General features: G+C 54.7%; 24 protein-coding genes. 18 read left to right on the forward strand and 6 right to left on the reverse strand.

Going from position 1 to position 21,811, the window contains the following annotated elements:
- Positions 1 to 169 precede the first annotated feature (169 nt).
- Genes ADIMK_RS09705 through ADIMK_RS21680 form a run of 3 tightly spaced genes read left to right on the forward strand, consistent with a single transcriptional unit; the run spans position 170 to position 1,906 of the window.
- Complete coding sequence (locus tag ADIMK_RS09705) at positions 170 to 379, forward strand: hypothetical protein (protein ID WP_036187038.1); 210 nt, start codon at positions 170 to 172, stop codon at positions 377 to 379.
- 24 nt (positions 380 to 403) lie between these two features.
- Positions 404 to 1,426 (forward strand): NAD(P)H-dependent glycerol-3-phosphate dehydrogenase, encoded by a 1,023-nt coding sequence (locus ADIMK_RS09710; protein WP_036187040.1) that lies wholly within the window; start codon positions 404 to 406, stop codon positions 1,424 to 1,426.
- 3 nt (positions 1,427 to 1,429) lie between these two features.
- Positions 1,430 to 1,906 carry a SixA phosphatase family protein gene (locus ADIMK_RS21680; protein ID WP_081849739.1) on the forward strand — a complete coding sequence of 159 codons (477 nt, stop codon included), beginning with the start codon at positions 1,430 to 1,432 and terminating at the stop codon, positions 1,904 to 1,906.
- On the opposite strand, the gene ADIMK_RS09720 is transcribed toward ADIMK_RS21680, so the two are convergent.
- Positions 1,845 to 3,647 (reverse strand): PglL family O-oligosaccharyltransferase, encoded by a 1,803-nt coding sequence (locus ADIMK_RS09720; protein WP_036187045.1) that lies wholly within the window; start codon positions 3,645 to 3,647, stop codon positions 1,845 to 1,847. The two genes, ADIMK_RS21680 and ADIMK_RS09720, sit on opposite strands and share 62 nt — an antisense overlap.
- A gap of 67 nt (positions 3,648 to 3,714) precedes the next feature.
- Here ADIMK_RS09720 and ADIMK_RS09725 point away from each other — a divergent pair, with 67 nt between their 5' ends.
- From ADIMK_RS09725 to ADIMK_RS09735, 3 genes are read left to right on the forward strand one after another with little or no spacing between them, the layout of a single operon-like run.
- Positions 3,715 to 4,611, forward strand: a complete 897-nt coding sequence (locus tag ADIMK_RS09725) for an alpha/beta hydrolase (RefSeq protein WP_197027513.1) — start codon at positions 3,715 to 3,717, stop codon at positions 4,609 to 4,611.
- 29 nt (positions 4,612 to 4,640) lie between these two features.
- Positions 4,641 to 5,462, forward strand: coding sequence for a DUF4892 domain-containing protein (locus ADIMK_RS21340; protein ID WP_255344273.1), 822 nt, complete (start codon positions 4,641 to 4,643; stop codon positions 5,460 to 5,462).
- A gap of 2 nt (positions 5,463 to 5,464) precedes the next feature.
- On the forward strand, positions 5,465 to 6,349 hold the full coding sequence (locus tag ADIMK_RS09735; protein WP_036187047.1) for a patatin-like phospholipase family protein: 885 nt from the start codon (positions 5,465 to 5,467) through the stop codon (positions 6,347 to 6,349).
- On the opposite strand, the gene folE is transcribed toward ADIMK_RS09735, so the two are convergent.
- Together folE and ADIMK_RS09745 are read right to left on the reverse strand one after the other, a co-directional pair.
- The gene (gene folE, locus ADIMK_RS09740; protein ID WP_036187049.1) at positions 6,335 to 6,874 is read right to left on the reverse strand and encodes a GTP cyclohydrolase I FolE; all 540 of its coding nucleotides are present in this window, start codon (positions 6,872 to 6,874) and stop codon (positions 6,335 to 6,337) included. The two genes, ADIMK_RS09735 and folE, sit on opposite strands and share 15 nt — an antisense overlap.
- Positions 6,875 to 6,967: 93 nt before the next feature.
- Positions 6,968 to 7,525: a Smr/MutS family protein gene (locus tag ADIMK_RS09745; protein WP_036187051.1), complete on the reverse strand. Its 558-nt coding sequence runs from the start codon at positions 7,523 to 7,525 to the stop codon at positions 6,968 to 6,970.
- A 64-nt stretch (positions 7,526 to 7,589) separates the two neighbouring features.
- Here ADIMK_RS09745 and prmB point away from each other — a divergent pair, with 64 nt between their 5' ends.
- The 7 genes from prmB (at position 7,590) to phaR (ending at position 13,081) form a co-directional block, all read left to right on the forward strand.
- Positions 7,590 to 8,510 carry a 50S ribosomal protein L3 N(5)-glutamine methyltransferase gene (gene prmB, locus ADIMK_RS09750; protein WP_036187053.1) on the forward strand — a complete coding sequence of 307 codons (921 nt, stop codon included), beginning with the start codon at positions 7,590 to 7,592 and terminating at the stop codon, positions 8,508 to 8,510.
- A 38-nt stretch (positions 8,511 to 8,548) separates the two neighbouring features.
- Positions 8,549 to 9,640 carry a chorismate synthase gene (gene aroC, locus ADIMK_RS09755; protein WP_036187055.1) on the forward strand — a complete coding sequence of 364 codons (1,092 nt, stop codon included), beginning with the start codon at positions 8,549 to 8,551 and terminating at the stop codon, positions 9,638 to 9,640.
- A gap of 55 nt (positions 9,641 to 9,695) precedes the next feature.
- Positions 9,696 to 10,181: an adenosylmethionine decarboxylase gene (speD, locus tag ADIMK_RS09760; RefSeq protein ID WP_036187056.1), complete on the forward strand. Its 486-nt coding sequence runs from the start codon at positions 9,696 to 9,698 to the stop codon at positions 10,179 to 10,181.
- The gene (speE, locus tag ADIMK_RS09765; protein ID WP_036187059.1) at positions 10,159 to 11,016 is read left to right on the forward strand and encodes a polyamine aminopropyltransferase; all 858 of its coding nucleotides are present in this window, start codon (positions 10,159 to 10,161) and stop codon (positions 11,014 to 11,016) included. Before speD ends, speE begins: the two co-directional genes overlap by 23 nt.
- A 15-nt stretch (positions 11,017 to 11,031) precedes the next feature.
- The gene (locus ADIMK_RS09770; RefSeq protein ID WP_051692822.1) at positions 11,032 to 12,210 is read left to right on the forward strand and encodes an MFS transporter; all 1,179 of its coding nucleotides are present in this window, start codon (positions 11,032 to 11,034) and stop codon (positions 12,208 to 12,210) included.
- Positions 12,211 to 12,296: 86 nt separating this feature from the next.
- On the forward strand, positions 12,297 to 12,551 hold the full coding sequence (locus ADIMK_RS09775) for a DUF6489 family protein (protein ID WP_036187061.1): 255 nt from the start codon (positions 12,297 to 12,299) through the stop codon (positions 12,549 to 12,551).
- A gap of 41 nt (positions 12,552 to 12,592) precedes the next feature.
- On the forward strand, positions 12,593 to 13,081 hold the full coding sequence (phaR, locus tag ADIMK_RS09780) for a polyhydroxyalkanoate synthesis repressor PhaR (protein ID WP_051692824.1): 489 nt from the start codon (positions 12,593 to 12,595) through the stop codon (positions 13,079 to 13,081).
- A 3-nt stretch (positions 13,082 to 13,084) separates the two neighbouring features.
- On the opposite strand, the gene phaC is transcribed toward phaR, so the two are convergent.
- From phaC to ADIMK_RS09795, 3 genes are all read right to left on the reverse strand, one after another.
- Complete coding sequence (gene phaC / locus ADIMK_RS09785; RefSeq protein WP_036187064.1) at positions 13,085 to 14,149, reverse strand: class III poly(R)-hydroxyalkanoic acid synthase subunit PhaC; 1,065 nt, start codon at positions 14,147 to 14,149, stop codon at positions 13,085 to 13,087.
- Positions 14,146 to 15,084 carry a poly(R)-hydroxyalkanoic acid synthase subunit PhaE gene (locus tag ADIMK_RS09790; RefSeq protein WP_036187066.1) on the reverse strand — a complete coding sequence of 313 codons (939 nt, stop codon included), beginning with the start codon at positions 15,082 to 15,084 and terminating at the stop codon, positions 14,146 to 14,148. The genes phaC and ADIMK_RS09790 overlap by 4 nt, the downstream gene beginning before the upstream one ends.
- Positions 15,085 to 15,184: 100 nt before the next feature.
- Positions 15,185 to 16,090: a LysR family transcriptional regulator gene (locus ADIMK_RS09795; RefSeq protein ID WP_368085830.1), complete on the reverse strand. Its 906-nt coding sequence runs from the start codon at positions 16,088 to 16,090 to the stop codon at positions 15,185 to 15,187.
- A 128-nt stretch (positions 16,091 to 16,218) separates the two neighbouring features.
- On the opposite strand from ADIMK_RS09795, the gene leuC reads away from it, so the two are divergent.
- The 5 genes from leuC (at position 16,219) to ADIMK_RS09820 (ending at position 21,729) form a co-directional block, all read left to right on the forward strand.
- Positions 16,219 to 17,640: a 3-isopropylmalate dehydratase large subunit gene (gene leuC, locus ADIMK_RS09800; protein ID WP_036187071.1), complete on the forward strand. Its 1,422-nt coding sequence runs from the start codon at positions 16,219 to 16,221 to the stop codon at positions 17,638 to 17,640.
- 13 nt (positions 17,641 to 17,653) lie between these two features.
- Positions 17,654 to 18,304 carry a 3-isopropylmalate dehydratase small subunit gene (leuD, locus tag ADIMK_RS09805; RefSeq protein WP_036187074.1) on the forward strand — a complete coding sequence of 217 codons (651 nt, stop codon included), beginning with the start codon at positions 17,654 to 17,656 and terminating at the stop codon, positions 18,302 to 18,304.
- Between the two features lie 25 nt (positions 18,305 to 18,329).
- Complete coding sequence (gene leuB / locus ADIMK_RS09810) at positions 18,330 to 19,412, forward strand: 3-isopropylmalate dehydrogenase (protein ID WP_036187075.1); 1,083 nt, start codon at positions 18,330 to 18,332, stop codon at positions 19,410 to 19,412.
- Positions 19,413 to 19,531: 119 nt separating this feature from the next.
- Positions 19,532 to 20,647: an aspartate-semialdehyde dehydrogenase gene (gene asd / locus ADIMK_RS09815; protein ID WP_036187076.1), complete on the forward strand. Its 1,116-nt coding sequence runs from the start codon at positions 19,532 to 19,534 to the stop codon at positions 20,645 to 20,647.
- 86 nt (positions 20,648 to 20,733) lie between these two features.
- Positions 20,734 to 21,729, forward strand: coding sequence for an Asd/ArgC dimerization domain-containing protein (locus ADIMK_RS09820; protein WP_036187078.1), 996 nt, complete (start codon positions 20,734 to 20,736; stop codon positions 21,727 to 21,729).
- Positions 21,730 to 21,811 lie beyond the last annotated feature (82 nt).

Genomic DNA, 21,811 nt, shown 5'->3' on the forward strand with positions numbered 1-21,811 from the left:
CAGCCAGAACAGCCAGAACAGCCAGAACAGCCAGAACAGCCAGAACAGCCAGAACTAAAGAGTGAAGCTGATTCTGAAGAGCTGCCAGAGCAGGGCGATTCAACTCCAGAGGCTGTAGCTGAAGCTGCAGAAGACGGCCGCAAGCAAGACTGATCGAGAGGGATTGGCTTTGGATCGACACCGTACAGGTAGAATCAGCAACCTGTTAGCGATAATTGCCAGCGCGTTTTTTGCCGCGGTCGGTGTCGCAGGTTACGGGCGCACTGAAGATCTCCGTCAGCTTATGCTGTTTTTGGGGTTGGCGGTTTTGGCTTTTGGTATCGTCAAGCTTGCGTTTTACGGTATCAATCGCTTGCTTGACAGCATCGATGAACGCTAAGCGACGCGTGTCGCGGAGGAGTATATGAGCAGTACCGCAGTGGTAACTGTACTCGGAGGTGGTAGCTTCGGTACGGTAATCGCCAATATGGTTGCCGAGAAAGGGCATCGTGTCCGGTTGTGGGTGCGCGATGCTCAGGCTGCGGAAACGATTAACCGGGAGCATGAAAATAAGCGCTATGTGCCGGGTTATCGATTGGCTCCAGAGCTTGTCGCAACCGCCGATATGCAGTACGCGCTTGAAGGCGCTGAGATCGTGTTCGTGTCCGTTCCATCCAGTGCTGTTCGGGATGTGATTAAGCAAGCTCGCCCATGGCTTGGTTCCGGGCAGATGCTTGTCAGTACAACGAAAGGGATTGAGGCCGGTACGTTTTTCCTGATGAGCGAGGTTATCTCTCAAGAGCTTCCTGATGCGCGTATCGGAGTGCTTAGCGGGCCTAATCTGGCAAAAGAAGTGGCGCGTCGTGAGCTCACCGGTACAGTCATCGCGTCGAGTGATGAGGGTCTGCGTGACGCCATTCAGGGTTTGCTTCACAGTGCCTATTTTCGTGTGTACGCCAGCACAGACACCTTCGGTGTCGAATTGGGTGGTACGTTGAAAAATATCTATGCCATCGCCGCGGGCATGAGTGCTGCGTTCGGCATGGGCGAAAATACCAAGAGCATGTTACTCACGCGAAGTCTTGCTGAGATGAGCCGTTTTGCAGTGAGCATGGGCGCTAACCCGCTTACCTTCCTGGGGCTTGCGGGTGTTGGGGATTTGATTGTTACCTGTATGTCTCCACTGAGTCGAAACTATCGAGTCGGGTATGCGCTGGGGCAGGGTAAAACGTTGCAGGAAGCCGTTGAAGCGTTAGGTGAAGTCGCTGAGGGGGTCAACACCCTGCGTCAGGTGCGCGCCAAGGCGGCAGAGAAAGATGTCTATATGCCGCTTGTCGATGGGCTCTATCAGGTTGTGTTCAACGGTGCCCCTGTTCAGGAAGTGGCCAAGCGCATGATGCTGAACCAGCAGGCCAGCGATGTTGAGTTCGTGTTGCCGCGGAGCTAGCGCATGCGCTTGCTTCTGATGCGGCATTGTGAGGCTGAACCCGGAGCCGATAGTGACCCTGATCGGGGGCTGCTACCACGTGCGATAGAGCGGCTTAACGCGAATATCAACGTTGAACGACCGTTGCTGGATGACGTTGAGTATGTGTTTGCAAGCCCTTGGCTCAGGGCGCGAGAAACCGCTCAAGTGTTGGTCGACGGCATCGGACCTGCGTTCACCCCCGAAACTCTTCTCAGCGAAGCACTCCTGCCCACTGCGCCGGTCGAGGGCGTTTTGGAGATCCTGGAGCGCTGTGCTGCTATGGATCCTCAAGCGATGCTGGTGGTGGGGCACCAGCCGCTAATCGGGCGGCTGACCTCCTACTTGTGCGAAGGTTCATGCGAGGCTGCATTCAGCCCCGCTCCGGGTGAAATGGCTGTTATTGAGCTTGACTGGCCTGCAGCGGGGCTAGGTTCGCTGCGCCGCTGGTGCCAATTCTGAAGTTTCCGCTTTTTATATCTGTTGCTAGTTTGCTCATGCGTGTGTCATCTGGATAGATGGCCCGCGCGTGAGCCAGCGTTTTCAGTGCATCGTTTATATTGCCAAGGTGGAAGTACGCGATCGCAAGATCGTAGTAAACCTGCTTGTCGGGAATCTGCTGGGTGTAGCGGTTGCCCCAGTCGATAAATTGATCGGTGTGCTCGGTCAGGTTATTGCGTAGATCTCTGTAAAGCAGTGTACGCATCCAGAAGTACCCCCCCAACTCCCTGAAGTAGAAATCGTCCAGCGCAGGGATCAGGTGCTTGGGTTGTGTGCCTTTGCTGCGCATAAACTGGACAATGCCGGCGTTGGCCAGTAACGCGTGTGTAAGAAAAGCCACTAACAGCGGTGCGCATATGAGTGTGGTGATGGAGGTTGCATTCTTGGCAGGTGTGCTGAGTCGAAGTTGAGAGACGCGACGGCCGCTCTGAAAACAGATGAATAGCAGGATCAGCAGTATGATCCAGTGGATGTTCGAGATGTAGAAGGGCAGCTCCACCTGAGTGTGCAGTGCAATAGGGGCGAGCAGTGCAGCCATGGCACCGCCACGTTGCCATCCAAGTTGCGCAAGTTGCCAGACTACTGCTAGAGCGGCTGCCGCTATCGAGAGCAGGGCGAGTGCTCCGCCCTCAATCATCCAAAACAGCAGTTCGTTATGCGGGTGGCTAAAGCGTTTGTCATCGAGTTTGTAGTTAGGCACTTTTTCGTAGTATTGCGGCCTGTTCTCCTGAAAAACGTGCTGAAAACTGCCTATTCCGTGGCCGATTAGCGGAGCCTGCAAAAACGTCTGCCAGGCCAGTCGGTATATGTGCGGGCGGGAATCTCCGCTGACGCCCTCGTTGGCGGTCAGGCGTTCGATCTTGGTTATCGCTTTTATGGTTCCGGTTTTGCTCGACTTGAGGCCTAGCGAGACGCCTCCAATCATCGCGCTAATAAGCAAAAGGGTGATGATTTTGCGTCTTGCCAGTAGGCGGATACGGGAAATAACAATCAGCCCAACAGCGATCGCCACGCCAAGTAGTCCGACGCGAGAGCCGATGGTGACAAGGTTGGCCGATGCCAGCAGAAGGGTCATCAGTACCAGGCCTTTGAATGGCCAGCGCAAGCGGATAAATGCCGGGGTTGTTGCCTGATACAGTGCGAGTGCTATACCGGTGGCCATCATGGAGGCGTGGAGATTTGGCTGTTGGTAGATGCCGGCGGGTACTTTGCCGGATACCCAGGGAATCCAGCTTCTGAATGGGTTGTCGGGCAGAACCTGGCCAAGCCCGATAAGGCCCTGAATTGTGATGCTGGCCAATACCAGATAGGCGGCTGTGTCGACTTGCCGTCTTGTTAGCCGGAACTGGAAAAGTGAGAGCCAGAACAGCATGCCTCCTACGATGACGCCAAGTCGGATAAGCCATTCGGAAGGGCGCTCGATGCCCGTCAGGAAGCCGCCAAGCACCAAACCTGCCGGAAACAGCATCAGCAGCCCGATGTGGCGGGGTTTGACCCAGGTTTCCCGCTTGAGCATGGCAAGCAGTCCAGCACTCATCGTAAGAAGCACAGCTGCCCAAGTGCTTGCATTGTAAGGGAGCATCATCCCTTCACCGCCGAGGTTCGGTTGATAATAAAACGGAGCTATCAACACCAGTAGGGTGAAGGTTATGAAAAAGACTCGCTGCTCCCGCGTCAGGGCGGTCTGCTCCAGTAGAGGCATTCGTGGCTCCTTGCTTCAGTCTGTGTGAGATCGTAACGAATCGGTTATGCTTGTGAAAGGAAAAGCGGTGCAGGAACCTATGCATATCAAAGAGCTGAGTATCGATATTGGCGGGCGACATCTGGCCGCTGTGGATTTTGGCGGCAGGTCTGACGATCGAATTGTACTAGCCGTACATGGCTGGATGGACAATGCGGCCAGTTTCATGGAGTTGGCGCCGCGTCTGGCGAGGTGTCGCGTGATTGCGCTGGATCTTGCAGGACACGGGCGTTCTGACTGGCGCGATGAAAGCAGTTGGTATGCGATATGGGATTACGTCATGGATCTGCACTCGGTTGTTCAGGCTCTTGGGGTCGAGGAGATCCACCTGCTCGGGCACTCCTTGGGTGCGGGTGTTCTGTCGTTGTTGGCCGCGGTCTTGCCTGAGCAGGTCAGGAGTCTTGTGATGCTCGAAGGCTTGGGGCCATTGGTGATCGAACCGGAGGATGCCCCCGAGCAAATGATCAAGGGGCTTGCCTGGAATCGTGGTGACCGATCGGTTCCTGTTGTGTACACGGACAGGGAAAGAATGGTCTTAGCCAGAATACGAGGGCGTTTTCCTGTCAGTCGGGAAGCTGCACAGCACTTGCTGTCGCGCTCGATCAAGTCGGTGGCCGGCGGATACGGTTGGACGCATGATCCCAAATTGATGGCGCCGTCGTTGATAAGGCTATCCAGTGCGCAGGTTGAGGCTTTCTTTTCTCGCATAAGGGTGCCTGTTCTGGCTTGTTTAACCGATGGGGGGATTGCGACAGCAGACTCTCGGCGTCGGCTTTCACGGATTGAGGGGGTGCAGGTTGTCAATCTGAGGGGGGGGCACCACCCGCATTTGGAGTCTGAAAGTATAGGGCCAGTGGCTGAAGCGATTAACGCATTCTACCGCAGGGTTGACCAAAAACGGCTTTCGAGGGAGGTATTGGTTTGATGCTGCGGATCGCTTTTACTGCATGTTTGATGGTTTGGGGAGTACTGGGTTCCGGATACTCATTAGCGGGGACACCCGGTTTTCTTGAACCATTTCCGAGAAGTCGAGAGATCCAGAACCGTACCTTGGATGCTCAGGATTACCGGGTGATGCTTGGCCGAGTTTTGAAGATCAATGGTCTTATCAGGACCGACAGGGAGCTACGTCTAGCGGGAGCGCTATCGAGAATAACGTGGCAGATCCCGGTTGGGCATACACCGGAGGATGGTTTTCGTTATTTTCGTGATCAATTAAAGGATGCGGAGGCTGAGTTTCTTTTTGAGTGCAGTGGTCGGCAGTGTGGAGCCAGCAGTATTTGGGCGAATGATCTGTTCGATACCTCTCGACTTTACGGTGTTGATGAGAGTCAGCACTATTTGGTGGCGCGCAAGGGGGCCGGTTATTTCGTGTTGTATGCAATACGCAGGGGCAATGGACGAGTTTTCCTGCATTTGGACTGGGTTGTCGATACATCGGACGGCAGTCAGGATTGGGTGCAGGTGTTGTTAGAGCAAGGGTATGCCGTATTGCCGGACTGGCCTGAATCGCCGGAAACTGCTGTTCGATCAGTCGTGGCATTGCTAAATGACTATGAGAACAAGCATGTGGTAATTGTGTTGCACCAGCAGGGGCGGGATATCGAGTTGAGCATCCGGCAGTCACGTGAGTTGGCGCTTCGACTGCGTGACCAGGTCATCGCGGAGGGTATCTCTCAAAATAGAATTGAAGCCTACGGAGCAGGGGCGCTCTCGCCAAGTGTGCTTGGAGGGCGTCGACAATTGGCTGTGGTGATACTGACAGATCAGGAGTAGATATGACAAAAGTCTCTCTGGTTCTGGGGACCGGTGGTGCAAGGGGATACGCCCATATCGGCGTTATCGAAGAGCTTGAGTCTCGTGGGTACGAAATTGTCAGCATAGCAGGCAGTTCAATGGGGGCGCTGGTGGGGGGCTTATACGCCGCAGGCGCTCTGGCAGAGTATCGCCGGTGGGTTGAGGCGTTGGGGTGGATCGATGTGGTGCGCTTGCTTGACCTTAACTTTCGCAACACGCTGTTCAGTGGCGATAAGGTGTTCACGCGCCTGAGGGAGCTGATAGGCGACCCGGATATCGAAAGTCTTCCTATAGCCTATACCGCCGTTGCGACCGACCTGACCAATAACAAGGAGGTCTGGTTCCAGAGGGGGAGCCTGCTCAAGGCGATGAGGGCTTCTATCGCGATCCCCGGAATTGTGGCTCCCGTTATTCAGGGCGGGCGGGTATTGGTCGATGGTGGTGTGCTAAATCCGTTGCCGATCGTTGCGACAGTGGCTGCACATGCAGACCTCATTATTGCGGTGGATGTCAACGCGTCCCGCGACTCGGTTGCCATGCATCTGGCGCCGGGGGAGTTGGAGTTTCATGATGTGGCTTCAGCCGGGCGGATGGGGCGATTGTCTCTGTTGTTGAGTTCGACCGAGGTTATGCAGGGCGCGTTGACGCGCTATAAGATTGCGGGCTACAGCCCGGATCTTGTTATCAGGGTGCCAAAGGAAGCGGGTAGTTTTCACGAGTTTCATCGCGCGAAGGCGTTGATCGAGATAGGGCGGAAATTGGCTTGCCGCCAGCTCGATGTATTTGAAGGGCTAGCGGCAGGGAGTGAGAACGTCGCGCCTGCTGGCGGCGACGTTTCGGAGGATAGTCTCTTAGTTGACGAGTGACAGAAATTCGGCTCGGGTGGCCGGATTGGACCGGAATGTGCCGAGCATCATGGATGTCTTCATCTCAGCATTTTGCTTCTCGACACCGCGCATCATCATGCACATGTGCTGTGCCTCGATCACCACGCCAACGCCCAGTGCCCCCGTGACCTGTTGAATCGCTTCTGCAATCTCTTTGGTCATGTTTTCCTGAATCTGAAGTCGGCGGGCGTACATGTCGACGATGCGCGCAATTTTGGACAAACCGACAACCTGGCCATTGGGTATGTAGGCAACATGAGCCTTGCCAATAAAGGGCAGCAGGTGGTGTTCGCACATGGAGTAGAGCTCTATGTTTTTAACCAGCACCATTTCGCTGTTATCAGAAGGGAAAAGTGCGCCGTTGACGACCTCTTCAAGTGATTGCTCGTAGCCCCGGGTTAGAAATTTCATCGCCTTGGCCGCGCGTTTCGGCGTATCTTTCAAACCCTCGCGTTGCAGATCTTCACCGAGCGATTCGATGATTTGGGCGTAGGATTTTTCCATCTGTGGCTCCATCAGAGAGGTACATGTCCCGATTGGGTCTGAAAAAGGGACGTAAGTTACGCCATCGGTCGTGTCAGGTAAAGACAACCGACACTACCGCGACGCTTTTTGTTTAAGTAGCACATAAACGGCTCCAGTGCCGCCATCGGCTGGTTGGGCCGAGCAAAAAGCCAATACGGGCGGCAGTTGCCTTAGCCAGTCATTCACATGTGACTTTATCAGTGCCGGTTGGCCTGGTTGCGAGTATGACTTGCCGTGTATGACCAGCACGCAGCGCAGGCCGTTGGCCTCGCTGTCCCGAATAAAGCGAGAAAGCTCCTCGCGAGCCTGCTCCAGCGTATAGCCATGCAGATCAAGCCCCGCCTGCCATGGGATGTGGCCGCGACGAAGTCTCTTCATTTGTCTTATCTGTATGCCCTGACTTACGAATAGAAGGTCCTGCTCGGATTCGATGATTTCGACGGCCGTGGTGGAGAGTCCGTCTACAAAGGCTTCGCTTTCCTGTTCGGCGGCCTGTCGACGGTAGTGCTGCGCCTCGCTAACAGAGGGCTTGTGCGAACGACGCCTCTGGATCCTGTCTGTTTTCAGGGGGCTTACGTCGGCGACCGCGGTCTGAAAGTCGGACAGATCGCTTTGCGGGTCATCAGTCATGGCGTTTACTGTATGTTTTCTTTAACATGTGCGGCCTGTAAAGCCTCCCATTATCGGACCTGCGATGAATCTGGATCAAGCATCTCTGCTCGAAGAGTTGGAAACTCTGCGCGATTTCGTGCGATTTAGCCTGAGTGCCTTTCATGAGAATGGACTCTACTTCGGCCACGGGACTGACAATGCCTGGGATGAGGCTGTTCAGCTGGTGCTCAATGCGGTTCATCTGCCGTGGGATACGCGTCCCGAGGTGCTTGATGCGAAACTGACGCGCAGTGAGAAACGACGCGTGCTTGAGTATCTTCGTCAACGTGTGGAAGAGCGCAAGCCGCTGCCCTACATCACCGGCGAAGCCTGGTTTATGGGGCTGGCGTTTAATGTTGATGAGCGGGTGTTGATACCGCGCTCTCCCATAGCCGAGTTGATTGAAAACGAATATGAGCCATGGTTGCGCCCTGGGCCTGTCTCGCGCGTGCTTGACCTGTGTACTGGTAGTGGATGCATCGGTATTGCGACTGCGCTGGTGTTTCGGGAGGCGTGCGTCGACTTGGTCGATATATCCGAAGAAGCGTTGGCGGTGGCGGGTAGCAATATAAAGCGTCACCAACTGGCTGATCGCGTTGAGGCTGTAGAAAGCGACCTTTTCGAGGCTTTGGATCCGTCCCGGCCGTACGATCTGATCGTGAGTAATCCGCCCTATGTGGATGCTCAGGATCTCGCCAGTATGCCGCAAGAGTACCGGCATGAGCCTGATTTGGCTCTGGGCTCCGGCGCCGACGGCTTGGATATTACCCGACGTATCCTGCGGGAAGCCGGGCGCTATTTGACAGATGATGGACTGTTGGTTGTCGAGGTCGGTAACTCCGAAGTGCATTTGATGGAACAGTATCCCGATCTGCCGCTCGTATGGGTCGAGCTGGAGATGGGGGGCAACGGTGTGTTTTGTATAACGGCGCAGGAGTTGCGCCAGTATGCTGATAAAATTTGATTGTGCCCGATTGGCCGCAGTAAGGCAGGATTGACGCTATGTCCGGAAACAGTATTGGCAAACTCTTTACCCTGACTACCTTCGGTGAGAGCCATGGTCCAGCGCTTGGCTGTATTATCGATGGCTGTCCCCCAGGGATAGAGATAAACGAAGCGGAGATTCAGGTTGAACTGGATCGTCGCAAGCCAGGAACGTCGCGACATACGACTCAACGTCGTGAGGCTGACGAGGTGCGCATTCTTTCCGGTGTATTCGAAGGACGCACGACCGGTACTTCGATCGGAATGCTGATTGAGAATACTGATCAGAGGTCAAAGGATTACAGCGATATCAAGGACACCTTCCGTCCGGCTCACGCAGATTACACCTATAGCCAGAAGTACGGCATCCGGGACTACCGGGGAGGTGGTCGCTCCTCTGCCCGGGAAACGGCGATGCGTGTTGCGGCTGGGGCAGTTGCGAAAAAGGTCTTGGCCAAATTTGGTGTTCAGGTTCGAGGGTATCTGTCACAGTTGGGGCCAGTTAAAATCGAGCCTTCCCGTTTCGACTGGAATCAGGTCAATCAAAATCCCTTCTTCTCCCCGGATGTTCAGGCGGTAACCGAGATGGAGGCCTATATGGATGCCCTTCGTAAAGAGGGTAACTCCATTGGTGCACGTATCAACGTGGTGGCCTCAGGTGTCCCTGTGGGGCTGGGCGAGCCGATCTTTGATCGCCTCGATGCTGAGCTGGCTCACGCCCTTATGAGTATCAATGCGGTCAAAGGGGTCGAGATCGGCGATGGTTTCGCTGTTATTGAGCAGAAAGGCACTGAACATCGTGATGAAATGACGCCGCAGGGCTTTTTGTCGAACCATGCTGGCGGCATTCTGGGTGGAATATCCAGCGGTCAGGATATCGTCGCCAGCATCGCGCTCAAGCCGACATCCAGTTTGCGACTGCCTGGGCGTAGCATCAATAGCCAGGGGGAGGAGATCGAGGTTGTAACCAAAGGCCGGCATGATCCTTGTGTAGGTATACGCGCAACCCCGATCGCTGAAGCGATGGTGGCGATCGTTCTGCTGGACCATCTGCTGCGCGATCGCGCCCAGAATGCGGATGTCGAAGATAGAATACCGGTTCTGCGCTAAGGCTTGATGCTTGGCCTGCCGAGCGAACTGTGTTGAAAACCCCGGAGCAACGAGAATGGATGATCTGACAGACAAGCCCGATCAGCCGCTATCGAACGGTGATGGCGACTGGCCTGGATACGCCCGGGGTGATGACAGTGCGCGTAAGGACTATTTCATCGAGCGGGCCGGATATCGCTTTGCCGGTACGCACCTGATCATCGACCTTTTGGGTGCGTCCAACCTTGATGAACTCGAAAGGATGGAACATGCCTTGCGGGACTCGGTCCGTGCTGCTGGCGCTACATTACTTCACCTTCATCTACACCACTTCACGCCCAATGGCGGAATATCCGGTGTTGCAGTGCTTGCCGAGTCGCATATCAGTGTTCATACCTGGCCAGAGCGTGACTTTGCTGCGTTTGATGTGTTCATGTGTGGCAAAGCTAAGCCGGAACAGACAATCGCGGTGCTTGAGGCAGCGTTCGAGCCTCGCGAGACGCGAGTTCAGGAGATTCTTCGGGGACGGATAGCGATAGATGACGACGACCACCTTCGTTGAAAAGCTACATGATGGCTATGGGCAGAGTTTCAGTGTCGATGAGATGCTGTTCGAGCACCGGACCGAGCATCAGGAGCTGCTGATTTTTCGCAATGCCACCTTTGGGCGCGTTATGGCGCTTGACGGGATAGTTCAGACCACTGAGCGCGACGAATTCATCTATCACGAAATGATGACTCATGTGCCGCTGTTGGCCCATGGTCATGTCAAAAGTGTTTTGATTATCGGCGGTGGTGATGGCGGGATGCTTCGGGAGGTTCTTCGGCATCCGGGTGTAGAGTCGGTCACTCAGGTGGAGATCGATGGCGCGGTAATCGACATGTGTCGGCGATATCTTCCCGGTCACTCCGATGGCGCCTTCGATGACCCGCGCGCCAAGATTGTCATAGCCGATGGCGTCGATTATGTGCGTGACTGTGATCAGCAGTATGACCTGATCATCTCCGACTGCACCGACCCTGTTGGGCCGGGAGAGGTGTTGTTTACCAGCGCGTTTTACGAAGGCTGCAAGCGTTGTCTAAATGCAGGAGGTGTTTTTGTCGCCCAAAATGGCGTTGCATTTCTGCAGCTCGCAGAAGTGGTTACGACGCGTCAAAGGCTATCTCCTTTGTTCGCCGATCAGTCTTTTTACTGTGCAGCTGTTCCCACCTACGCCGGTGGTTTGATGACCTTCGCCTGGGCGAGTGACGACCCGTCTCTGCGCCAGATCAGCGTGGATGAGGTAATGCGGCGTTACGAGGCATCAGGCATTCGCACCCGGTATTACAACCCGCAGATTCACGCAGGGTGTTTTGCGCTGCCGCAGTATATTCTCGATGCTCTCTCTGATATCTGAGTGAGTATGTGACCGATGTGTTCGTCGGCAGTGATTCCCAAAATCCGGTTGTCCGGATTTTATCTTTTCTACTTTGCCTTTCTGGGTGCGCTGGTGCCTTACTGGAGTCTGTACCTCCAGTCGTTCGGCTTTGGGCCCGAGATGATCGGCATCCTGATGGGAATGCTGCATGCGACGCGTATTGTTGCGCCGTCACTCTGGGGCTGGTTGGCCGATCTGAGCGGTCGCAGAATGGCAATTGTACGCTTTGGGTCACTATCGGCCTGGTTGATGTTTACGCTGGTCTTCTGGGCTGACAAAGCCCTCTACATTGGTTTGGTAACGCTGGGCTTCAGCTTTTTCTGGAATGCGATTCTGCCTCAATTTGAGGTCATAACCCTGCGGTATTTGGGTGAAAATAAGCATGACTACAGCCAGATACGTGTTTGGGGCTCGGTCGGTTTTATAGCCTCAGTAGCCGGTACAGGGTATCTGATGGACCTGCTGCCAATTCGCATGCTTCCTTGGGTTTTGTTGGTTCTACTGGTCTTGATCTGGTTAAACACCCTGACGGTATCACAGAATAGGTCAACTGAAGATGGCGGTGTCAGGGAGGATGACGTGTCTTTTCTGCCGCTTGTGAGGCGCCCTCAGGTTGTGGCCTTTTTCGTGGTCTGCTTCTTGATTCAGTTTGGCCATGGTCCTTATTACAGCTTCTTCAGCCCGATGCTTGAGCAATTGGATTACAGCCGTGGCGTGATCGGTATGTTGTGGGCATTGGGTGTGTTGGCTGAAGTCGTCTTGTTTGTCTTCATGCGAAAGGTGCTTGAGAACTGGTCTTTGCGACATATCATGCTGGTCAGCCTATGGCTTAGCGTGTTGCGTTGGGTTGTGACTGCGTTATTCCCCGCCTATCTTGTGCCGCTTGCGTTGGCTCAGTTGCTGCACGCTGCCAGTTTTGGGGCGCTGCACATCGTAGGTATTGCGCTGGTGCAGCACTATTTTCCGCCCAGTACCCAGGGGCGCGGCCAGGCGCTTTTTTCGAGCCTGGGTTTTGGTGCGGGGGGGCTGATTGGGTCGGTTGTTGCGGGTTGGATATGGCAGCAGGGTGGTGGATTGCCGGCTTTCGCGACATCGGCACTGGCCTGTATTGTCGCTATAGTGTTGGCAACGATATGGATACACCCGGAAAATGTGCAGCAAAATTACGCTTGACGCTGTAAGCTGCCAAGGGTCTTATACTATTATTCAAATAGTTAGCTGATCAGTCTGTATTGGCTTCGGGTAAAGCGGAGTTTGGTATGAAATTCACGATCAATATCGACATGACCCCGGAGGAGTTGCGCAGAGCGTTGGGCCTGCCCGATGTTGCGGCTCTGCAGGATGAGATGATCAGCCGCATTCGTGAGCAGATGGATGCCGGTGCGGAAGGGTATGATCCACTGACGTTGCTAAAGCCTTACCTGAGCCAGAGTGTCGGTTCGATGGAGGCGTTTCAGAAAATGTTATTCACTATGATGAGTCAGTACGGTCGCAATGATGATCGCAAAGGCTGATCCAGTTTGAGGTAGAAAGCGAGCCAATGAAGGAGACAGACGTGCGTATCCTTAGGAAGTATACCAACCGCCGGCTGTATGATACCTCTCGCAGCTGTTACGTAACGCTTGAGGATGTTAAACAACTTGTCCTCAATGGTGAGCAGTTCCAGGTTCAGGACTCGAAAACCGGAAACGATCTAACCCGAAATATCCTGTTGCAGATTATCAGTGAGCAGGAAGCGGAAGGTCATGGCACGCTTCTGACCAATCAGGTGTTGCAGCAACTGATCCGTTTTTATGGTGACAGCATGCAGGGCATGATGAGCCAGTATCTCGAACAGAGCATCGCGGCTTTTCTGGAGCACCAGGATCGCATCCGCGAGCAGATGCAGACCATGATCGGGGCCGCCAATCCGCTGACGATGATGAACCGCATCGCTGATCAGAACATGGCGGTATGGAATATGTTCTCGCCGCGCGCAGAAGAATCCAAGGGTGAGTCGGATAAGGGCGATGATGTGTCGGGTGACGAGACTAAAAAGGGTTGAGGGCTAGTCGCGGGCTTTCAGCCAGTTAGCGATGCCGCTCGGTACCTGTTTCAAGCCTTTGCTGCTCACAAACACGCCTATATGGCCGGCCTGAACGCAAAGCTCTCTATAGTCTGGGCTCGTGGTTGCTTTTGCCAGAGCCCGTGACGAAGAGGGGGGGACCAAGTGGTCATGCGCGCCTATTATGTTCAGTATTGGCTGATTAATCGCTTTTAAATCAACGCGTTTTTCGCCAATCATTACGTCGCCCTTGAGCAATAGATTGCGCTGGAAAAATTGCTGGATGAAGTTGCGGAACGCCTCGCCGGCCTGATCTGGCCCATCATTGATCCACTGTTCCATTCTCAGAAAATTGAGCGCTTTGTCTCGATCGCTCAATTGAGCGGCCAGGCCAAGATTTTTCTGAACACCCAGGCGCATGGGCATTAGGGAATTGTATGTGTCGTTGAGCAGTTCGCCCGGTATGTTGCCATAGGTGCGTACTGCCAGGTCCGCATCCACCTTCATTGCAAGGTGGCTAAGTGTGAAATCCTGGGTGTGAAAGTCGACCGGCGTGACCATCGTTATTAGGTTGCGAATGCGTTCCGGATGCAGCGCCGTATAGCAGAGACTGAACGTTCCGCCCTGGCAGATTCCCAGCAGGTTAACGTGTTCGCTCCCCGCATGTTGGCTGCAGGCACTTACGCAGCTATCGATGTAGTCCTCGATGTAATCGTCAAGATCGAGATAACGATCGCCTTCGTCCGGATAGCCCCAGTCGATAAGGTAAACCGGAACGCCTTCCCGGGTGAGTGACGCAATAAGTGACCTGTCCGGTTGCAGGTCCGCTATATAGGGGCGGTTCACCAGAGCGTAGCAAATCAGTAATGGCGTTTTGAGCGGCTGCTCGGATTGCGGGGCATAATAGAAAAGCCGGGTTTTATCGTTTCTGAATATCTCTGTACGTGGGGTTACGCCCACCTCGACATCGCCAATGGTTTTCAGCGTTTCATAGCTTTGCTGCAGGTGCTCGTTAAAGCGTGCTACTTCTTCCCGGATCTGCGTCGGTTCCAGTTTCAAGCCTTTCATGCGCCGCCTTTTCGTCTGGTTTGCCGCGGTGCTCTCGCCGTCTTGAGTTGAGCGACCTCTTCGCGAAGTGCATTCAAGGCGCTTAGGTCTCGGCGCAGCTGCTTTATCTCGCGTCGTTGTTCGTTAAGGCGCTGGTAAATCAAATCCAGCTGCGAAGCATTGGGAATGCCAAATTGCTGCAGTTGGGTGTTGCGGAGATTCTGCAGGAAAAGCCTCAGTGCCATCACCGCATTACTGATGCGACCATGTGCGTTGCGGTATTCGTCAGTCGCTATCTGTTCGCCATAACTGCTTTCGTAGGCGTCCACCCAGAGATCGTGTAGTTGGCCGAGCGACGACACTGGCGGGTTTGACAGTTCGATCTGCTTGAGAAAGGCAGATGTTGCGCCTGAGTTGATCTCGGCATAATGCGCCGAATAGTCCCGCAACGCCTGTTCGTACTCGATCAGCATGTCGACGCCGTCCTTAAGCTGGCGCTGTAAGCTGTGCTGAAGCCCGAGCTGAGAGGGTGTGTTTAACAGGCTCTTCAGCCCGTGAATAAACGGGTTATCGAGTAGAAGATCATCCTGAAAACTGTGTGTGCGAAACAGTGCGCCAAGCTGTTCCGGCAGTTGCCAGCGTTTTAGCACCCACTCTTGTGTAAGCTGGCGCAGATGGCTTTGGAATTGATTCATCAATGCGCTGGCCTCGGTGTGAGAGCCGTTCTGTTCCATCTGGGCGATGAGTTGCTCGCCAAAGCGTGCGAACTCCAGCGATTGCTGGGTGAGCAGGGCCAGCAGCTCCGCGTGTTGCGGCGGGAGCTGGGTATCCGTCGGCGTATTCTCCTGCAGGAATGGCCACCAGGGCGGGTAGGGGGCGTTGTCTGAGGTCGTGCCGGTGCTGTTCTCCAGATGCGCAATCCACTGCTGCATCATCTTCAGCAGATCATCTGCCACAACCGTCTCCGTGTGCTGGGGTTTTATGTGGCGATATTAACGTGCCGTGCATGACGAATGCCAGCACGAAGCCACCAGGTTACTCTGTTGCGGTGGGCAATCAGGCGTGTTTTGGTCCTGTGTCGCGGCTTTTTCTCAGCATCGTCACCAGCTCGCGCGCGGCATTGGTCAGCGTGCGGTCCCGGTGATAAATCAAACCCAGTGGCCGGTGGATTGGATCGTTGGATATCGGCAGGCAGGTCAGTCCGCTGTCGATCATGGTCTCCGGAAGCAGGCTCCAGCCAAGTCCAATCTGCACCATCATTCGGATCGTATCGAGGTAGTTGGTGCTCATGCCGAGATTGAGTTCCAGTCCCTGTTTTGCAAGCTGTTCACGTACCAGTTGGTGGGTGAAGGTGTTGGGCGCCGGCAGAAGTGCAGGGTAGCGGCTCAGTGCATTCAAATCGGGCGCTGTCAGCTGGGCCAGGGGGTGATCGCAGGCAACCACGTATTGCAGGGAATCCACCCAGAGCGTCTCGCTGTGTATGCGTGAATCAGCCTCGGGAGCCAGTGTTATCAGCGCTAATTCGAGATCACCCTTGAGTACGCTGTCATATGCAATCTCCGATTCATCGAAGCGCAGGTCAAACTCTACCTGAGGGTAGCGCTGAGCATACAGGCGCAGTATCGGGGGAAGACGGTGAAGGCTTATATGATGACTGGCGGCCACCGAGAGTTTGCCGCTGACATTACCTTCGAGATTTTGCAGCGAACGCGCCGCATCTTCGAGGGCGTGGAGAATATTCCGCGCCTGAGGCAGCAGCGTGCGTCCCGCTTCGGTTGGTGTGATCTGGCGTCCAATGCGGTCGAACAGCCGGGTATCCAGTTGCATTTCAAGCTGTGCTACCCGCTTACTGATTGCCGACTGGGTTAGGTATAGCTGCTCTGCCGCCTGTGAGAAGGAACCGGTTTCCGATACGCGGACAAAGGCCAGCAGGCTGGCGGTATCCATTTGGGGGTGAATCATCTTTTGGGTCGTCCATGTATTCTTATATGGAATGCATTTTAGGAAAATAATGAATTTGTGTCTTTCGAGCAACTGCTCTAGGATCGCTTCATCCAACAGGTACTTAATACAAGCACGGGGACACGCTGATGGCTGGTAAAACCCTCTACGACAAACTCTGGGAAGCCCATTTGGTGCGCCAGAATGAAGATGGCAGTTCGCTGATCTACATCGATCGTCAGATTCTGCATGAAGTCACGTCGCCGCAGGCGTTTGAGGGGCTGCGTCTGGCGGGCCGAAAACCGTGGCGTATTGATGCCAACCTGGCGACTCCCGATCATAACGTGCCCACAACCGAGCGTGCCGGCGGTGTCGATGAGATCGTTGATCCGGTTTCCCGTATTCAGGTCAAGACACTCGATTCGAATTGCGATGACTTCGGCATTGTCGAGTTCAAAATGAACGACAACCGTCAGGGGATCGTTCACGTTGTGGGGCCGGAGCAGGGCATGACCTTGCCGGGCTCAACAGTGGTCTGCGGTGACTCTCATACATCCACTCACGGAGCCTTTGGTGCGCTGGCGCATGGTATCGGCACCTCGGAAGTTGAGCATGTGCTTGCCACCCAGTGTCTGATTGCAAAGAAAATGAAGAACATGCTCGTGAGTGTTGATGGCGAGCTGGGGGCCGGTGTGACCGCGAAAGACGTGGTGCTGCACATTATCGGTGTAATAGGCACCGCTGGCGGTACTGGTTGCGCGATCGAATTTGGCGGTTCCGCCATTCGCAGCCTCTCTGTCGAAGGTCGTATGACGATCTGCAACATGGCGATTGAAGCCGGTGCGCGAGTGGGGCTGGTCGCGGTTGATGACAAAACGATCGAATACTTCAAGGGGCGTCCGTTCTCGCCTCAGGGAGAGCTGTTCGACAAGGCCGCTCAGGCGTGGAAAGAGCTGGTTTCAGATGCTGACGCCCAGTTTGATCGCGTAGTCGAGATTCGTGCCGAAGATATCAAGCCTCAGGTCACTTGGGGAACGTCGCCGGAGATGGTGGTTGCAGTCGACGGTACTGTGCCGAATCCGGAAAAAGAGTCCGACGCGGTAAAGGCGGATGGTATCCGTCGTGCGCTGAAGTACATGGGCTTGAATGCAGATCAGAAGATCACCGATATCAAGCTAGATCGCGTGTTCATCGGTTCCTGCACCAACTCGCGTATCGAAGATCTGCGTGCTGCTGCTGAGGTGGTCAAGGGTCGCAAGGTGGCTTCTACCCTGAAGCAGGCGTTGGTCGTGCCGGGTTCTGGTTTGGTCAAGGCCCAGGCTGAGGCTGAGGGGCTTGATAAAATCTTTACTGAGGCGGGGCTTGAGTGGCGTGAGCCAGGTTGCTCCATGTGCCTGGCAATGAATCCTGACAAGCTTGGCCCAGGCGAACATTGTGCATCCACCTCTAACCGAAACTTTGAGGGGCGTCAGGGCTTCGGTGGGCGTACTCATCTGGTCAGCCCGGCGATGGCAGCCGCGGCGGCAATCGCCGGCCACTTTGTCGATGTGCGCGATATGATGAGCCAGTAACGAGGAGCAGAAGATGAAAAAGTTTACCCAGCATACCGGTATTGCTGCGCCTCTGGATCGCGCGAACGTCGATACTGACATGATTATCCCGAAACAGTTTTTGAAATCGATCAAGCGTGCCGGTTTTGGTCCCAACTTGTTTGATGAATTGCGCTATATGGATGAGGGACAGCCTGATCAAGATTGTGCAGGCCGTCCGCTAAATCCCGATTTTGTGCTCAATCAATCTCGCTATGCAGGTGCCAGCGTACTGTTGGCTCGAGAAAACTTCGGTTGCGGCTCAAGCCGTGAGCATGCGCCTTGGGCGCTGGATGACTATGGTTTCCGCGCCATCATCGCGCCAAGTTTTGCCGATATCTTTTACAACAACTGTTTCAAAAACGGCCTGCTGCCGATCATCCTGAGTGAAGAGCAGGTCGATCAGCTGTTTAAAGAGGTTGAGGCCTCTGAGGGTTATCAGATTGTCGTCGATCTTGAGCGTCAGGTTGTGATCACGCCAGCCGGCGATGAGTTCGCGTTCGAGGTGGATGCATTTCGCAAGCACTGTCTGCTGAACGGGCTCGATGATATTGGGCTGACGCTGCAACATGCCGACGATATCAAAGCATACGAGAGCCGTCGCCGTCATGAGGCTCCCTGGCTGTTTGACGCTATCCATAATTGATTGATACAGGATTCAGGACAACACAATGAGCAAGAACATACTGCTTCTACCCGGTGACGGTATCGGTCCAGAGATTGTTGCCGAAACGCGTAAGGTGCTTGAGGTCGTTAATGAAAAATACGACCTGGGCCTTGAGTTAAACGAGGCGCTTGTCGGTGGCTCTGCTATCGACGCGACCGGTAAGCCGCTGCCGGATGAGACGCTCGCGGCTGCGAAGGCCGCCGATGCCATTCTGCTGGGGGCCGTAGGCGGCCCGAAATGGGATACCAACCCGGATTTCCAGATCCGTCCGGAAAAAGGGTTGCTTGGGCTGCGCACGGAATTGGAGCTGTTTGGAAACCTGCGTCCGGCGATCCTCTATCCCCAGCTTGCACATGCCTCTACGTTGAAGGAGGAGGTCGTCTCAGGCCTCGATATTCTGATCGTGCGTGAGCTTACCGGCGGTATCTACTTCGGTAAGCCACGTGGCATCCGTGAAAAAGAGGGGGGCGTTCGCGAGGGTTACAATACCTATGTTTACGATGAAAACGAGATTCGCCGCATCGGCCGCGTCGCATTCGAAGCGGCACGGGCGCGCAATAAGAAACTCTGCTCTGTCGACAAGGCCAACGTTCTTGAAGTGACGGTGCTTTGGCGGGAGATCATGGAAGAGCTCAAGACCGAATACCCGGATGTCGAATTGAGCCACATGTATGTCGATAATGCGGCTATGCAGTTGGTTCGTGCGCCCAAGCAGTTCGACGTTATCGTAACCGGTAATATGTTCGGGGATATCCTCTCTGATGCGGCGGCAATGCTGACAGGTTCAATCGGTATGCTGCCGTCAGCGTCTCTGGATAAAAACGGCAAGGGTATGTACGAACCTTGCCACGGTTCTGCGCCGGATATTGCAGGTCAGGGCAAGGCGAACCCGTTGGCAACCATTCTCTCAGCAGCTATGATGTTGCGTTACTCGCTTGATCAGGGCCAAGCGGCCGATGCGATCGAAGCGGCTGTCAGCAAAGTGCTGGATCAGGGCCTGAGAACACCCGACATCCTCTCCGAGGGGATGCGTCAGGTGTCCACCGCCGAGATGGGCGATGCAGTTGTCGCGGCACTGAACAGTTGATCTGATATACTTGGCAGGTCACAGGCGGGATGAGCGGAAGCTCGTCCCGTTCGCGTATCTGTCGGTAACTCTGTTTAGAGCGAGTGAGTTTAAAAGAAATCCATATAGTGGGGGCACGAATGAAGCGTGTAGGTTTTGTAGGCTGGCGAGGAATGGTCGGATCTGTCCTGATGCAGCGTATGCTGGAAGAGAAGGACTTTGATCACATTGCTGAGCCGGTGTTTTTCACCACTTCTCAGGTAGGCGCTGCTGGACCTGCGATTGGCAAGGATATCCCGACACTGAAGGATGCTCGTAATATTGACGAGCTGAAACAGATGGACGCGATTATTTCCTGCCAGGGTGGTGACTACACGACCGAGGTTTTTGGCAAGTTGCGTGCCGCCGGCTGGGACGGCTACTGGATCGATGCCGCGTCTACCCTGCGTATGGCAGATGACAGCATCATCGTGCTTGATCCCGTTAACCTGAATGTGATCAAAGATGGCCTTAGCAAGGGCGTCAAGAACTACGTCGGTGGCAACTGCACAGTTTCCCTGATGCTGATGGGTCTTGGTGGTCTGTTTAAGGCGGGGCTGGTTGAGTGGATCAGCTCCATGACCTACCAGGCGGCTTCCGGCGCCGGTGCCCAGAACATGCGTGAATTGATCAAGCAGATGGGGCAGATCCATGCAGGGTCTGAAGCGCTGCTGGCAAACCCGTCTTCCGCGATACTGGATATCGATCGTCAGGTGGCCGAAACGATGCGTTCGGGTGAGTTTGCGACCGATCATTTCGGTGTGCCGCTGGCAGGTTCACTGATTCCCTGGATCGACAAGGCTGTTGAAGACGGTCAGAGCAAAGAAGAGTGGAAAGGCTTCGTTGAAACCAACAAAATTCTGGGGCTTTCCGACTCGCCGGTTCCGATCGATGGCACCTGTGTGCGTATCGGTGCGATGCGCTGTCACAGCCAGGCGTTTACCGTAAAACTGACCAAAGACGCGCCGCTGGATGAGATCGAGGCGATGATCGCCGAGGCAAACGATTGGGTTAGCGTCGTTCCGAACGAACGTGAGATTACTATGCGTGATCTCTCGCCGGCGAAGGTGACAGGGACTCTTGGTATCCCGGTTGGCCGTCTGCGTAAAATGAAAATGGGGCCTGATTACCTGAACGCCTTCAGCGTCGGCGATCAGTTGCTCTGGGGGGCAGCAGAACCGCTGCGCCGCATGCTGCGGATCCTGCTCGAAGGTTGATTGTAGGCCAAGGCCTTATCCAGCCCGGACCGGTTGTAAACTGGCCGGGCTGTTTTGTTTCTATCCACTGAAAGGTGTTGTTTAGCGTGAATGTAGCGATTTTTGGGCCCAGTACACTGACCGGTGAAAACCTTTTTGAATTGCTGGACGGGCATGATCTCAAGGTTGATAGGCTTAGCCTGTACGATCGGGAGGACGAGGCGGGTCGGGCGCTGATGTTTCGCGGCAGTTCAACGCGCGTCAGGCCCCAAGAGACGGCTGAACTTGGATCCGATCTTGATCTCGTCTTTCTGTGCGATGCCGAAATGGACAAAGATCAGCTTGAGCGTATCAATAATTGTGGCGCATTGGTAATCGACCTCTTTCCTGCGCGTCAGAGTGAACCTGTTCTTATTGTGCCGGAGGTCAATGGTGACAAATTGGCGACCGTCAAACGTGGTGACGTGGTCGGGTGCCCTGATGCATCCAGTATTGCAGCGGCTATGGCACTGGCGCCTATGCAAAAAGAGTATCAGTTGTTGCGCCTGAATGTGGTTGCACTCCAGTCGGCAGCTGCGCTGGGCCACCAGGGCGTTGAGGCACTGGCGTCAGAAACGGCGCGTTTGCTGAATGGTCGTGACGCGGAGGCTTCTCTATTTGACTCGCAATATGCGTTCAACTTGATACCCCAGGTTGGCAAGACTGATGCACAAGGCTTCACGGTACTTGAGCACCGTTTTGTGTCTGAGGTGAAAGAACTATTGAATGATGACGAGATGGAGATCGTCGTCAATGTTTTGCAACTGCCTATCTTTTATGGTGTTGCAGTAATGATGCAGGCGGAAACTGCGCACCCGGTGGATCTGGCAGCAGCTTCGAGCGCGCTGGAGAAGTTCTCTGGCATTGAGCTGAATCGCGGTAACAAACCCGTGACGCCTGTGGGTACTGCAGCAGGACATGATCAGGTGTATGTTGATCGCCTGCGCCTTGAGCCAGGTGTCGAAAATGCTTTTGGAATGTGTGCAGTGACCGATAACCTCAGGAAGGGTGGCGCACTGAACGCAATCCAAATCGCCCAAAGCTGGCAAAAACAGGTCGGATGATCGTTCTGCGGCGGACGCTGAATGTGGAGAAGGCAGTATGCAAACATCCGTTTGGGTACTGTCTTGACCCGTGCGGGGTTAA

It is taken from the genome of Marinobacterium lacunae (assembly GCF_000705555.1).
Classification (GTDB): Bacteria; Pseudomonadota; Gammaproteobacteria; order Pseudomonadales; family Balneatricaceae; genus Marinobacterium_D; species Marinobacterium_D lacunae.